At 44.6% G+C, this 13,779-nt stretch carries 12 protein-coding genes; 11 read left to right on the forward strand and 1 reads right to left on the reverse strand.

What is annotated here, in order from left to right; all coding sequences use genetic code 11:
* Window positions 1-691 (forward strand): MATE family efflux transporter (locus AB5026_RS17775; RefSeq protein WP_368214071.1); only part of this gene is annotated, 691 nt, incomplete at its 5' end.
* A gap of 125 nt (window positions 692-816) precedes the next feature.
* Here the strand turns inward: AB5026_RS17775 and AB5026_RS17780 are convergent.
* Complete coding sequence (locus AB5026_RS17780) at window positions 817-1,308, reverse strand: DUF2798 domain-containing protein (protein ID WP_173723214.1); 492 nt, start codon at window positions 1,306-1,308, stop codon at window positions 817-819.
* Between the two features lie 488 nt (window positions 1,309-1,796).
* Between AB5026_RS17780 and eno the strand changes: the two genes are divergently transcribed.
* The 10 genes from eno to AB5026_RS17830 all read left to right on the forward strand — a co-directional run bounded on the left by eno (window position 1,797) and on the right by AB5026_RS17830 (window position 13,695).
* A complete protein-coding gene (gene eno / locus AB5026_RS17785) occupies window positions 1,797-3,092 on the forward strand; it encodes a phosphopyruvate hydratase (RefSeq protein WP_114001735.1) in 1,296 nt (431 codons plus the stop codon).
* Window positions 3,093-3,231: 139 nt separating this feature from the next.
* Window positions 3,232-4,008, forward strand: a complete 777-nt coding sequence (locus tag AB5026_RS17790; protein WP_044961662.1) for an ABC transporter permease — start codon at window positions 3,232-3,234, stop codon at window positions 4,006-4,008.
* 12 nt (window positions 4,009-4,020) lie between these two features.
* The gene (locus AB5026_RS17795) at window positions 4,021-4,758 is read left to right on the forward strand and encodes an ABC transporter ATP-binding protein (RefSeq protein ID WP_021651749.1); all 738 of its coding nucleotides are present in this window, start codon (window positions 4,021-4,023) and stop codon (window positions 4,756-4,758) included.
* 149 nt (window positions 4,759-4,907) lie between these two features.
* Window positions 4,908-5,651: a nickel pincer cofactor biosynthesis protein LarB gene (larB, locus tag AB5026_RS17800; RefSeq protein ID WP_287073149.1), complete on the forward strand. Its 744-nt coding sequence runs from the start codon at window positions 4,908-4,910 to the stop codon at window positions 5,649-5,651.
* Entirely contained in the window at window positions 5,652-7,043 is a 1,392-nt protein-coding gene (larC, locus tag AB5026_RS17805; protein WP_059085464.1) for a nickel pincer cofactor biosynthesis protein LarC, read from the forward strand.
* Between the two features lie 138 nt (window positions 7,044-7,181).
* On the forward strand, window positions 7,182-8,210 hold the full coding sequence (locus tag AB5026_RS17810; RefSeq protein WP_022426319.1) for a LacI family DNA-binding transcriptional regulator: 1,029 nt from the start codon (window positions 7,182-7,184) through the stop codon (window positions 8,208-8,210).
* A 408-nt stretch (window positions 8,211-8,618) separates the two neighbouring features.
* Window positions 8,619-9,653, forward strand: coding sequence for a 5-dehydro-2-deoxygluconokinase (gene iolC / locus AB5026_RS17815; RefSeq protein WP_015524405.1), 1,035 nt, complete (start codon window positions 8,619-8,621; stop codon window positions 9,651-9,653).
* Window positions 9,654-9,671: 18 nt separating this feature from the next.
* Complete coding sequence (gene iolD, locus AB5026_RS17820; protein WP_118608902.1) at window positions 9,672-11,603, forward strand: 3D-(3,5/4)-trihydroxycyclohexane-1,2-dione acylhydrolase (decyclizing); 1,932 nt, start codon at window positions 9,672-9,674, stop codon at window positions 11,601-11,603.
* Window positions 11,604-11,619: 16 nt separating this feature from the next.
* Entirely contained in the window at window positions 11,620-12,405 is a 786-nt protein-coding gene (locus tag AB5026_RS17825; RefSeq protein ID WP_173759866.1) for a 5-deoxy-glucuronate isomerase, read from the forward strand.
* A 138-nt stretch (window positions 12,406-12,543) separates the two neighbouring features.
* Window positions 12,544-13,695 (forward strand): iron-containing alcohol dehydrogenase, encoded by a 1,152-nt coding sequence (locus AB5026_RS17830; RefSeq protein WP_368214072.1) that lies wholly within the window; start codon window positions 12,544-12,546, stop codon window positions 13,693-13,695.
* The last annotated feature ends 84 nt before the right edge of the window (window positions 13,696-13,779 follow it).

A 13,779-nucleotide genomic window follows, 5' to 3' on the forward strand; every position in this document is an offset into this window, starting at 1 on the left:
GTATGAGATCCTACGGCTGAAAAAAGAGGATTTTTTCGGTCTCGAAAGAAATATGATGAAAAATATGCTGAGTGCCGGACTTTCTATGGGACTTGTAAGCTCTCTTGTAAATCTTGGTACACTGGCACTTCAGACCTCCATCAATCGGCTGGGAAGAGATATCATTGTGGCACATACAGCAGCTCGTAAGATCACAGAGATGTTTATGATCATGTTTGGCGTGTTCGGCCAGACCATGGCGATCTTCTGCGGCCAGAACGCAGGTGCAGGGAGGATGGACCGGGTACGCCATGGAATCGGTCTTGCAGTTCTGTATACCTGTATCTGGTCCGTGATGACTGTGATCTTCAGTTTTACCATTGGAAAACAGCTGATCTATCTGGTCACAGGAAGCCATAATGAAACGGTGATCCGCAATGCCGCTAATTATCTTAAATTTGATACGATCTTTTATTTCGTAACGGCTGTGATCAGTGTCCTCAGAAATGCTATGCAGGGCCTTGGAGAAACGGTGATCCCTCTGGTTTCCAGTGCGCTGGAGATGATCGGAAAAGTAGTGATCGCGGTGACTCTGGTGCCACTTCTCGGATATACCGGCGTGATCGTAGCAGAACCGATAGTCTGGGTCATTATGGTGATCCCGCTGATCGTGAAGATACTTAAGATGCCTGAATTAAAGAAAACAGTCTGAGAGATTCGAAGATCCGATGAGAAAGATTCGCGTGAAAAATAAAAAGCACATTGTATGGAATGAGCCGCCACCGGAAAGTATGACTTTTGGGGTGGTTCAACCATAGCAATGTGCTTTTTTTAATTTTACATAGTTGCTGTCGCTTCTTTTACGTTTTCCTTTTCAGGAAAGATATGTCTGAAAATAAAACGTACGATCGGACCTGCATAGATCAGCTGCCAGAAGAATGCCATCGGGAAGTTGAATGCGGTTGTCTGAAGCCATACAGCTACGAACTGATTTCCTGCATCCTTAAAGAGAATGGTTGCGGCAAGACTCATTAATGGGCACATGAAAGCAACGGAAGGAACGGAGATCGCAAGGATCTTGCTGAACGGATGGCAGTTTTTGAAATCTACCATGCGCATTGCACAACCAAAGGCAAGCTTGGATACAAGGAAGAAGTCAAGGATAAATGCGATCGGTCCCATGATCACCAGCTCATGAAAAGCGTCAAGGAACACGCGGTTTGTCATACTCCCTGTGTTCAGGGAAATGTTGTAGCAAATCATGGCGTAAACCATGAAAAATACCATGATAAGGGTAAAGATAACTTCCTGAAATTTGTTTTTTGGCATAAAAAATCCTCCTTTAAAATGATTAAGTGATAATGTAAAACCTCAGAGCATGTGTTGTTCGTTAATCATTCAGGAGAATGTGCGTTTCCAATATATGACAGGATTTTGTCATAAACCATATTCGGTTTTTTGACCAAATCAAACTGCGAAGCAGTTGTTTGGCTGTAAGCAGGCAGCAGAGCGGTTTACGAATATCCGCTTGATACCGGCGGTTATGATATCATAAGTAGTAAAGCCTTGTCAATAAGTAAAATTCGCAACATCCTGCGGAATGTTCTGAAAAAACATGGAAATATCAGAAGAGTAATTGAGAAAAAAATGGCAATAACTCCTCTTGACCGTTAAAGTTAGATATAGTAAACTTGTAAACAGTTAGCGGATTCTAACTAATGCGTAAAATTTGTGGCGGGCCGTATCCCCTGACAAAATGCGGCCTGAACAGGAGTTACGGACAGGGCGAAAAGACCAGACAGGAGGATAAATATCAAATGGATTATTTAGAGATTGAGAAGGTCATTGGAAGAGAGATCATTGATTCAAGAGGAAATCCGACCGTAGAGGCAGAGGTTTATCTGGCAGATGGAACGGTCGGAAGAGGAGCAGCACCAAGCGGAGCGTCCACAGGAGAATTCGAAGCACTTGAGCTGAGAGATCAGGATAAAAGCCGTTTTGGAGGAAAAGGTGTTTCGAAGGCCATTGAACATATCAATACAGTAATTAATGATGCGCTGGCAGGAATGGATGCATCTGATATTTATGCAGTGGATGCTGCCATGCTCAAAGCAGATGGAACAAAGGACAAATCAAAACTGGGCGCAAATGCCATTCTTGCGGTTTCTATTGCGTGCGCACGTGCGGCTGCGATTTCTCTTGACATCCCCCTTTACAGATTTCTTGGTGGGGTGAACGGAAACAGACTTCCGGTTCCGATGATGAATATCCTAAACGGTGGTGCACATGCTGCGAATACCGTTGATGTTCAGGAATTCATGATCATGCCGGCAGGAGCACCAAGCTTTAAAGAGGGACTTCGCTGGTGTACAGAGGTATTCCACGCTCTTGCTGCACTTCTGAAAGAAAAAGGCCTTGCAACAAGCGTTGGAGATGAAGGTGGTTTTGCACCAGACCTTGGAAGCGATGAGGAAGCCATTGAGTACATCCTTGAATCAGTGAAAAAAGCGGGATATGAGCCTGGAAAGGATTTTGTACTTGCCATGGATGCTGCATCCAGTGAGTGGAAAGGAAACAAAAAGGGGGAGTATGTTCTTCCGAAATGCGGAAAGAAATTTACATCTGCGGAGCTTGTTGATCACTGGAAAAATCTGATCGAAAAATATCCAATCTACTCTATTGAGGATGGCCTTGATGAGGAAGACTGGGAAGGCTGGCAGATCATGACAAAAGAACTTGGAGGAAAAGTACAGCTTGTAGGTGATGACCTGTTTGTTACAAATACAGAGCGTCTTGAGAAAGGTATCAGCCTTGGCTGCGGAAATTCTATTCTGATCAAACTGAATCAGATCGGTTCTGTATCTGAGACTCTGGAAGCCATCAAAATGGCACATAAAGCTGGCTATACAGCGATTTCTTCCCATCGTTCCGGAGAGACAGAGGATACAACCATTGCAGATCTTGCAGTGGCACTGAATACCTGCCAGATCAAGACAGGAGCTCCTTCCAGAAGCGAACGTGTGGCAAAATATAATCAGCTTCTCCGTATTGAGGAAGAGCTTGGTGATGCAGCAGTATATCCGGGATTCCGGGCATTCAATATCAAGAGATAAGATCATAACTAACACATTTCTCAAAAAGGTACGCTTTGGCGTGCCTTTTTTTGGCGAAAATAAGGTTGCCAGATTTCTCAAAATAGTATATTATGATTTACAGCCGTGTGAAAAAATAAAATTGAATATTGGAGATGCTATGAAAGAATACGTAAATACTTTTATGCGTTACAGGTTTCTTCTGGGAGAGCTTGTAAAAAAAGGAATCAAACTGAAGTACAGACGTTCCTATCTTGGTATCATCTGGTCTCTTCTTGAGCCGTTGCTTACCATGATCGTACTGACGATCGTATTCGGTACCCTGTTTGGAAACAAGGATCGGACATTTCCTGTATATATCCTGACAGGACGTCTTTTGTACACATTCTATTCCAGTGCCACAAAAGCGGCATTGAAATCAGTAAGAGCGAATTCGGCAATGATCAAGAAAGTTTATGTGCCAAAATATCTCTATCCGCTGTCAAGTGTACTTTTTAACTATGTGATCTTCCTGATCTCACTGATCGTGCTGGTTCCGGTAGGAGCAGTACTTGGTGTGGAGCCGACACTTTATATGCTCCAGATCCCGATCGCGCTGATTCTGGTATTTCTGTTGTCTTATGGTTGTGGAATGATCCTTGCTACGATTGGCGTTTTTTTCAGAGATATGGAATATCTGTGGTCAGTAGCGCTGATGCTGATCATGTATACCTGTGCGATCTTTTATTATCCGTCCAGACTGCTGAAAAGTGGTTTTTCATGGATCCTGAAATATAATCCGCTGTACTGTACCATCGATGTTTTTCGTTCGGGAATGTTCGGAGAGCCGATGAATCTTCATTATGCGGCATACGCACTGGTATTCAGCCTTGTGACGATTGCCATCGGAATGTTCTGTTTCAAGAAGAAACAGGATGAATTTATCCTTTATATTTAACAGGAGAAAAATATGGAAAAACCTGCAGTAGTTGTAGATAACGTAAGTATGAAGTTTAATCTCAGTAAAGAAAAGGTAGACAGCCTGAAGGATTACGTGATTAAATTCTTAAAAAAAGAAATTAAATATAATGAGTTCTGGGCTCTTCAGAATGTTGATTTTGAGGTGAAAAAAGGTGACCGTGTAGGAATCCTGGGACTTAACGGAGCGGGAAAAAGTACTCTGCTCAAAGTAATTGCCGGTGTATTCAAGCCTACCGAAGGCAAGGTGGTCCGAAACGGCCGTCTGGTCCCTCTTCTGGAACTGGGAGCCGGTTTTGATTCGCAGTATACAGGACGTGAGAATATTTTTCTGTATGGTGCGATGCTCGGATATTCCAAGAAGTTTCTGGAATCGAAATTTGATGAGATTGTTGAGTTTTCTGAACTGAAGGAATTTATCGATGTCCCTATTAAGAATTATTCTTCCGGTATGAAGGCAAGACTTGGATTCTCCATTGCCACACTGGTATCACCGGATATCCTGATCCTGGATGAAGTCCTTTCTGTAGGAGATGCCAAATTCCGGAAAAAGAGTGAAAAGAAAGTCTTAAGTATGTTTGATAAGGGCGTTACGGTACTGTTTGTATCCCATTCTCTGGAACAGGTACAGCGCTTGTGCAATAAAGCAATGATACTTGAAAAAGGAAAACTGATCGCATATGGAGATATTGATGAGATCTCGGCCAAATATACGGAGATGATCAGATAAAGAACAGAAGGCGGCCTAGGCAGTCGCATAAATAAAAAGAACCGGACAGTGAACGGTTTGAATAGCAGATAGCCAGACGATTTGCGGAAATGATGCAAATGTCTGGCTATTGTGTTATTATATTACGAAGAAAACAGGGAGGCAAAAAGATGACTTTACAGCAGATCCTTGAAAAGGTAAAAAAAGGCCAGCTCTCTGTGGAGCATGCAGAGGGCCTTCTGAAAAAAGAGGGATATGAAGAAATGGATTATGCGAAGCTGGATACTACCCGAAAAGCGAGGACCGGTTTTGCGGAGGTAGTTTACTGTGCGAGAAAAGCAGACGAACATCTTTTGAATATCTATCAGAAGCTTTATGAGGAAGATGGAGAAGTCTTTGGAACAAGGGCGTCAGAACATCAGTATGAACTGGTAAAAAAGGTTCTTCCTGATGTGGTTTATGATCCGGTTTCCGGAATTTTGAAGATTGAAAAAGAGAAGGAGCATATCGGAAAGGTGGCAGTGTGTACAGCCGGAACAGCAGATATTTCTGTTGCGGAGGAAGCTGCCCAGACAGCAGAGTATTTCGGCACACATGTGGAGAGGATCTATGATGTGGGAGTCAGTGGTATGCACAGACTCTTTTCCAGGCTGGATACTATCCAGGAGGCTAACTGTGTGGTTGCGGTAGCAGGAATGGAGGGTGCGCTGGCAAGTGTTATGGGTGGTCTTGTGAAACGTCCGGTGATCGCGGTACCTACTTCTGTGGGATATGGCGCCAGCTTTCATGGATTGTCAGCGCTTCTGACAATGATCAATTCCTGTGCCAACGGAATTGCAGTAGTAAATATTGACAACGGATTTGGGGCAGGATATCTGGCAACCCAGATCAATCGGCTTGCGGAGGGAAAATAAATGAGAAACAAATTATATCTGGAGTGTACCTCCGGGATCAGCGGGGATATGACAGTTGCGGCTCTTCTGGATCTGGGTGCAGATCAGAAAAAACTGGTGAGAACTCTTAAAAGTCTGCCGGTAAAAGGTTTCGACATAAAGATCAGCCGTGTGATGAAATCAGGGATCGATGCCTGTGATTTTGATGTACTACTGGATCATGATCATGAGAATCATGATCATGATATGAAATATCTGTATGGGCATGATGGAGATTCTTACAGCCAGGATCATGGGGAACATCATTATCAACATAGTCATGAAGCCCTGGAAGCCCATGAGCATCCCCATTCTCATGAACATCATGTACAGGAAACCCATGGAAACAGTCATACATATACAGAAACGATGCATTCCCACCACGGACACCATCACCATGAACACCGTGGCCTTAACGAGATCATGGAGATTATCGACCATGCAGATATGACAGATCGTGCAAAATCCTATGGAAAAAGGATTTTTAAGATTCTTGCCGAGGCAGAAGCAAAAGCCCATAATGTACCGGTGAATCAGGTCCATTTCCATGAAGTGGGTGCAGTGGATTCCATTGTGGATATTCTTTCTGTTGCAATCTGTATGGATGAGCTGGATGTGGAGGAAGTGATCGTTCCAAGACTTTGTGAGGGTAGCGGAACGATTCGCTGTCAGCACGGAATCCTTCCGGTGCCGGTACCGGCGGTAAGTAATATTGTAAGTGCTCATCAGCTGAAGCTGCATATCACATCGGTGCAGGGTGAACTGATAACGCCTACAGGAGCAGCCATTGTGGCGGCATTCCTTACATCAGAAAAACTGCCTGAAGATTTTACGGTGGAGAAGATCGGTATCGGAGCAGGCAAGCGCCAGTATGAGTGCCCGGGAATTCTCCGTGCCATGCTGATCCGGGAATCCGGGGAGGAGGCTTCAGGCAATGATGCTTGTACGGAAATAGACACCATTATAAAGCTGGAATCCAACATTGATGACTGTACAGGAGAAACGCTTGGCTATGTTATGGAGCTTCTGTATGAGGCAGGAGCCAGAGAGGCCAATTACATGCCTGTATTTATGAAGAAAAACCGTCCGGCATGGCTACTTACCGTTCTATGTAAAAAAGAACAGGTTTCAGCGATGGAGCAGATCATTTTCAGAGAAACGACAACCATTGGGATCCGTCGCCAGGAGATGGGGAGAACCATTCTGAAAAGAGAGAAAAGAACGGTTACAACCCCGCTGGGAAATGTAGAAGTGAAGGTCTGCACTTTTGGCGGACAGGAATATTATTATCCGGAATACGAAAGCGTAAAAAAACTTTGTGAAAAAACAGGGATTTCTTATAAAGAAGTATATCATATGGCTGTGCGGGGATAAGATCGGGTTGGTTGCCTTGTATAATGCACTTACATATTGACACCTTTTCGAAAAAACTATATAAATGTATATAGAAAGATTATTGCCGAACAGAACAGCTGGCAATGATACAGTAAGGCAGAGGCAGGAGAAGGATTTATGGCGGTAACAATACAGCAGATTGCAGAACAGGCAGGGGTTTCCAGGGGAACCGTGGACAGAGCATTGAACCACAGAGGACGGATCAATCCGGAGGTGGCAGAGAGAATCTGCCGTCTGGCGGACGAGATGGGATATGTACAGAAAGAACGGAAGCATTCCAGAACAGCTAAAGATGAAAGACTGAAGATCGGAGTGGTGACACAGCTTGCCAGATCTTCTTTTATGCAGGAAGTAAACCGTGGTATTGAGAAGGCAGCCGTGGAACTGAAAGAAAAAGGGATCCAGCTGATTCTGAAAGAGGGTCTTTCCGTTGATGAAGAGGAACAGCTGCAGGCCATTGAGGAACTGGAACAGGAAGGAATCCGGGGACTTGCGATCATGCCGGTAGACAGTGAGACTGTCCGGGAGAAACTGAATGCTTTGATCGAAGAGAAGAATATCCCAGTAGTAACCTTTAACTCTGATATTGTAGGAACGAGAAGAACCTGTTTTGTGGGAATGGATAACCGTAAAAGTGGACGTACCGCAGCCGGACTTCTTGGAATGCTGACAAGAGGAAATGGAAAGATCCTGATCATCACCGGATATTTCAGCAATCATGTTGACAATCAGCGAGTGGATGGCTTTGTGGAGGAAGCCAAGCGGGCTTTTCCACATCTGGAGATCGCCGGTGTTCACGGAAGCTTTGATGAAGCAGCTGAGGTGGAGCACATTATAGAAAATGCCATGATGAGTACTTCAGGGATCAGCGGGATCCTGGTGGTATCCGGAGGCCAGGCAGGAGTGGGTAAGGCATTTGAAAAGCTGAGACTTGACCGCAGGCCCTACGTTGTGATCTACGATCAGACTCCGAAGAATGAACGGGCACTGAAGAATGATCATGTGGATTTTCTGATCGACCAGAATGGATATGTCCAGGGGTATGAACCGCCAAGGATCCTGGCGGATATCCTGACAAAAGGACAGGAGCCGGAGAGAGAATATCTCTTTACAGATATCAAGATCAAAACAAAATATAACCTTTGAACATGTATTGGGCAAAGTATCATATAAAATAGTCTGCAGGATGAAAACTGCAGGCTTTTTTATATTACAGGAAATCTGTAAGATACTACGATATGAAATATAGATTCCAAGAAAACGACTGTCTGGATACATTTGATTGCGTGTTAATAGCGTGCTAAAAATATCAACACGCAAATGCACATGCAGATAATAGCTACTTTGAACAAAACAAAACTACAAAAATTGTATAGAATAACTGAAAAAAAGAAAAATGAAAAGAAGTACTTGCCCAAATTGTAAAACAGTGCTATATTAACATCATAAGAAACACGCAAGAAAGCACGCTAAATAAAAGAAAAAGCACGCAAAGTAAAAAAGCACACAAAAAAGAAGTAAAAAATAAACCATCAAACAAACGGAGGTAAGATCATGAAGTATATCGAATTTGATGAATCCAGACCAATGGACCTGGTGCTCCTTGGAAGAGTTGCCATTGATTTTAATCCTGCTTACAACGATCAGGTAAAGGAGGAGTTCAAACCCCTGAAGAAGGTACATATGTTTGAGAAATTTGTAGGAGGATCTCCTGCAAACATCGCTGTAGGTGTTACCAAGCATGGCCTGAAAGCAGGATTTATCGGAAAGGTTTCGGATGATCAGTTCGGTGAGTATGTTGTAGATTATTTTGATGAGAGAGGAATCGATACCTCACAGATCACAAAATGTACAAACGGAGAGAAGCTGGGACTTACCTTTACCGAGATGCTTTCTCCAAAGGAAAGCAGTATCCTCATGTATCGTAACCGTATCGCAGATCTGCAGCTTCATGTAGACGACATCCACGAGGATTATATCAAAAATGCAAAAGCGATCCTCATTTCCGGAACTGCTCTTGCAGAGAGCCCTTCCAGAGAAGCAGCGATCAAAGCGGTTATGCTTGCTAAGAAAGTAAACACAAAGATCATTTTTGATATTGATTATAGAGAGTACAACTGGAAGAATGCAGATGAGATTTCCATCTACTATTCCATCGTAGCTAAGGAAGCTGACATCATCATGGGCTCCAGAGAAGAGTTTGACCTTACAGAGAAACTGATCAAAGAAGGCATGACTGATGAGGAGAGTGCAGCTTACTGGCAGGCAAAAAATGCAAAGATCGTTGTCATCAAACACGGTATGAAGGGTTCCACAGCCTACACAGTTGATGGACAGAAGTTCAGCATCAAGCCATTCCCGGTTGAGGCAAGAAAAGGCTTCGGCGGCGGCGACGGATACGGCTCCGGATTCCTGTATGGACTGTATCAGGGCTGGGAGATCATTGACTGCCTAGAGTTTGGTTCTGCTGAGGCATCCATGATGGTTAAGAGCAACAACTGCTCCGATTCCCTTCCGGGACCGGATGAAGTTCACGCATTCATTAAAGATGAAAAAGAAAAATTCGGCGAAATGATCGCAAGAGTATAAAGAAAAGGAGTGGGAAAAATGGCAAAGACAGTAAGAATGACAACTGCACAGGCAATTGTAAAATTTCTGGATAATCAGTATGTTTCCATGGACGGAGTGGAGACAAAATTCGTAGAAGGATTTTTCACGATCTTCGGACACGGTATTGCTGTAGGACTTGGTGAGGCACTGGATACAAATCCGGGACAGCTGAAGGTTCTTCAGGGAAGAAATGAGCAGGGTATGTGTCACGTTGCTACCGCTTTTGCAAAACAGAGCAACCGCAAAAAAATCATTGCATGCGCTTCCTCCATCGGACCTGGAGCTGCAAACATGGTAACAGCATGTGCAACAGCAACTGTAAATAATATTCCGCTTCTTGTATTCCCGGCAGATACTTTTGCATCTCGCCAGCCTGACCCGGTTCTCCAGCAGCTGGAGCAGAGCAGCAGCCTTGCCGTCAGTACGAACGATGCATTCAAGCCAGTCTGCAAATACTGGGATAGGATCACAAGACCGGAGATGGTCATGACCGCTCTGATCAATGCAATGAGAGTTCTTACAGATCCGGCTGAAACAGGTGCATGCTGCATCGCGCTTTGCCAGGATGTTGAGGGTGAGTCCTTTGACTTCCCGGAGTACTTCTTCAAGAAGAGAGTGCATAGGATCACAAGACCGGTTGCAGTAGAGGAAGAGCTTGAGGATGTGGCAGAGGTCATCGCAGGAGCGAAGAAACCGCTTATCGTTGTTGGTGGTGGTGTCCGTTACTCAGAAGCTGGAGAAGCTGTTGAGAAATTCTGTGAAGAGTTCAAGATCCCATTCGGCGAGACACAGGCCGGAAAGAGTGCCTGCCAGTCTGGCAATCCGTACTGTCTTGGCGGTATCGGTGTAACAGGAACCTACGCTTCCAACATCATCGGTAAAGACGCAGACGTGGTAATTTCTATCGGTTCCAGAATGTCTGACTTTACAACAAGCTCCAAGCATCTGTTCCAGAATGAGGATGTTCAGTTTGTAAGTATCAACAACTGCAGATTCCACGCATACAAGATGGATGCAGTAAAAGCAGTGGGTGATGCAAAAGCTACCGTAGAAGCACTAGCAGAAAAGCTTCGTGCAAGAGGATATAAATCTGCATATACAGATGAGATCGAGAAAGCAAAAGCTGCATGGGATAAAGAGATGGAGCGCCTTGGAAGCATTGAGTACACAGGAGATGATTTTGAGCCGCTGATCAAGGCAAGAGATCCTCGTACGATTCCGGAATATGTAAAGCTTACAAACGGAAAGATCACACAGACAGCAGCACTTGCAGCAATCAACAGAACTATCGACAAAGATGCAACCATCATCACAGCAGGCGGTTCCCTTCCAAGCTGTATGCAGCGTATGTGGAGAACAGACAAACGTGGCGGATATCATGCAGAGTACGGATATTCCTGTATGGGATATGAGGTTGCCGCTACCCTCGGTGTGAAATTTGCTGAGCCGGATAATGAAGTATACTGCGTAGTTGGAGATTCCAGCTTTCAGATGCTCCACAGTGAGATCATGACTATCATGCAGGAGAGACAGAAAGTCAATATCATGGTATTCGATAACTGCGGATTTGGCTGCATCAACAACCTTGAGATGAACCACGGAATCGGAAGCCTTGCAACAGAGTTCCGTTATACAGACGGCAAGAAACCGACTGGAGATCTGATCCCTGTAGATTATGCAAAGATCGGCGAAGGCTATGGCCTGAAGACCTATACCTGCCGCACAATCCAGGAGCTGGTAGATGCTCTGGAAGATGCCAAAAAGCAGGAGATCGCATGCCTCTTTGATCTGAAGGTTATCCCGAAGACTATGACAGACGGATATGAGTCATGGTGGGATGTAGGAATCGCAACAACATCTGAGAAAGAAAGCGTAAGAAAGGCCTGCGAAGGAGTTATGAAAGGCCGTGAAGAGGCAAGACTGTACTAATCTGGGAGGTAAGAAAATGAGTAAAGTATTTGGTTATCCGGAATATGACGAAAAAGGCGAAAAGATTCTTACAACATACGATAATGAGTACAAGGCCATGATGATGGACATCCGTGTTTACCGTATGAAAGCAGGGGAGACAAGAACATTTTTAAGAGAGGGTGAGGAGACAGCAGTTCTCCTCCTCTCCGGAAATATCATCTATAAATGGAACGGAAGCGAAGCAACAGCAACCAGAAAAGACGTGTTCACAGAGGGACCATGGTGTGTTCACGGATGCACAGGAACTGAGATTACAGTTGTAGCAAATGCAGAGTCACAGATCCTTGTTCAGTGCACAAAGAACGAGAAAGATTTCGGTGCAAAACTCTACAAACCGGAAGATGCTCCGTGGGGATATTCCTGCGTAGGCAAGTTCGGAAATGTTGCGAAGAGAAGAGTAAACACCATCTTCGATCATGACATTTCACCGGAGTCCAATATGGTTCTTGGTGAGGTTCTCAATGACAGAGGAAACTGGTCCGGATACCTGCCACACAGACATCCGCAGCCTGAGACATACTTTTTCAAATTTGATCATCCGGAAGGATTTGGAGCAAGCTTTGTCGGTGATCAGGTATTTAAGAGTACAGACGAGAGCTTTTCCGCAATTCCAGGAGGAGAGCTTCATCCGCAGGCAGTTGCACCTGGATATCAGATGTATACATGCTGGATGATTCGCCACATTGACGGAAATCCGTGGCTGCAGACAGACCGCTGCGAGGATGAGAGATATACCTGGCTTCATGACGCCGAGTTTTAAGGATTCGGAGATACTGATACTGGATCGTAAATAACAGGCAGCAGGAAGAGGAAAATGCTGTTGTTCGTGAGGAACGGACAGCAGTAGACCTGCTGCTATTATGAAAAAAATTGTACTGACTGAAGGGAGATTTTGACAATGGCAAGAGAATTTATTGTACCTGGAGAAATTATTTCCGGTTCCGGAGCACTGGACATGGCAGAAGGAGCACTGAAACTCCTTGGTAAAAAAGCTCTGATCGTAACCGATAAAGTAATGCTCGACCTGGGAAACTGTGCAAAAGTTGAGAAGGCGCTGACAAATCAGGGCATTGAATACAGCATTTATTCTGACATCTGTGGTGAGCCAACAGATACCATGGTCGAAAAAGGCTTACAGATCTATAAAGATGAGAACTGTGACTTCCTGGTAGCTCTGGGAGGCGGAAGCCCCATTGACTCCATGAAAGCCATCGGCTCACTGGTAGTAAACGGTGGAAGCATTTCCGACTACATGGGAAAAGTGATCGATGTAAAGATGCCGCCAATGGCGGCGATCCCTACCACAGCAGGAACGGGATCTGAGGCAACACAGTTCACGATTATCACGGATACCAAAAAAGACATCAAGATGCTTCTTAAAGGCAAAGTTCTTATGCCGGATCTTGCCATTATCGACCCGCAGTTTACTATGACTGCACCTCCAAAGATCACAGCAGCAACGGGTCTTGATGCACTTTGCCACTGTGTGGAAGCTTATACATCCAGAAAAGCACAGACACTTTCCGATACTTTTGCAGTATCTGCAGTAAAGAGGATCTTTAAATATCTTCCGGTTGCATATAAAGACGGAAAGAATGAAGAAGCTCGTGTACAGATGTCTGTCGCTGCTCTTGAGGCAGGAATCGCATTTAACAATGCATCTGTTACCATTATCCATGGAATGAGCCGTCCGATCGGAGCACTGTTCCATGTAGCACACGGACTTTCCAATGCCATGCTTCTGAAGGAGTGCCTTACCTTTGCGCTTCCCGGAGCATACGACAGATTCGGAGCGTTGGGACGTGATATTGGTGTGGCGGATGCAACTGATTCTGATCAGGAAGCGGCTGAGAAATTCCTGAAAGCAGTAGAGTCACTTGTAAATGAACTGGATACGCCGACTCTGGAGCAGTTCGGTATCAATAAAGAAGAGTTCTTCAACGTCATCGACAAAATGGCACATGATGCCATGGACAGTGGAAGTCCTCAGAATACCATGCGTGATGTAACAGAAGAGGAAGTAAAAGAAATCTACAGAAAACTCTGGTAAAATGTAAATGTAAACCCTGCATTGCCAGATAGGAAAAGACTCCGGACCGGAGAAAAAGGCTCCGGAGTCTTTTTTCCTGTGGCA

The organism is Blautia sp. RTP21359st1_E11_RTP21359_211015 (assembly GCF_040910705.1).
GTDB classification, from domain to species: domain Bacteria; phylum Bacillota; class Clostridia; order Lachnospirales; family Lachnospiraceae; genus Blautia_A; species Blautia_A fusiformis.

Bases quoted from the DNA above. Each gene is read 5' to 3' on its own strand.
- AB5026_RS17780 (WP_173723214.1), bottom strand. From the start codon at position 1,308: ATGCCAAAAAACAAATTTCAGGAAGTTATCTTTACCCTTATCATGGTA.
- eno (WP_114001735.1), top strand. From the start codon at position 1,797: ATGGATTATTTAGAGATTGAGAAGGTCATTGGAAGAGAGATCATTGAT.
- AB5026_RS17790 (WP_044961662.1), top strand. From the start codon at position 3,232: ATGAAAGAATACGTAAATACTTTTATGCGTTACAGGTTTCTTCTGGGA.
- AB5026_RS17795 (WP_021651749.1), top strand. From the start codon at position 4,021: ATGGAAAAACCTGCAGTAGTTGTAGATAACGTAAGTATGAAGTTTAAT.
- larB (WP_287073149.1), top strand. From the start codon at position 4,908: ATGACTTTACAGCAGATCCTTGAAAAGGTAAAAAAAGGCCAGCTCTCT.
- larC (WP_059085464.1), top strand. From the start codon at position 5,652: ATGAGAAACAAATTATATCTGGAGTGTACCTCCGGGATCAGCGGGGAT.
- AB5026_RS17810 (WP_022426319.1), top strand. From the start codon at position 7,182: ATGGCGGTAACAATACAGCAGATTGCAGAACAGGCAGGGGTTTCCAGG.
- iolC (WP_015524405.1), top strand. From the start codon at position 8,619: ATGAAGTATATCGAATTTGATGAATCCAGACCAATGGACCTGGTGCTC.
- iolD (WP_118608902.1), top strand. From the start codon at position 9,672: ATGGCAAAGACAGTAAGAATGACAACTGCACAGGCAATTGTAAAATTT.
- AB5026_RS17825 (WP_173759866.1), top strand. From the start codon at position 11,620: ATGAGTAAAGTATTTGGTTATCCGGAATATGACGAAAAAGGCGAAAAG.
- AB5026_RS17830 (WP_368214072.1), top strand. From the start codon at position 12,544: ATGGCAAGAGAATTTATTGTACCTGGAGAAATTATTTCCGGTTCCGGA.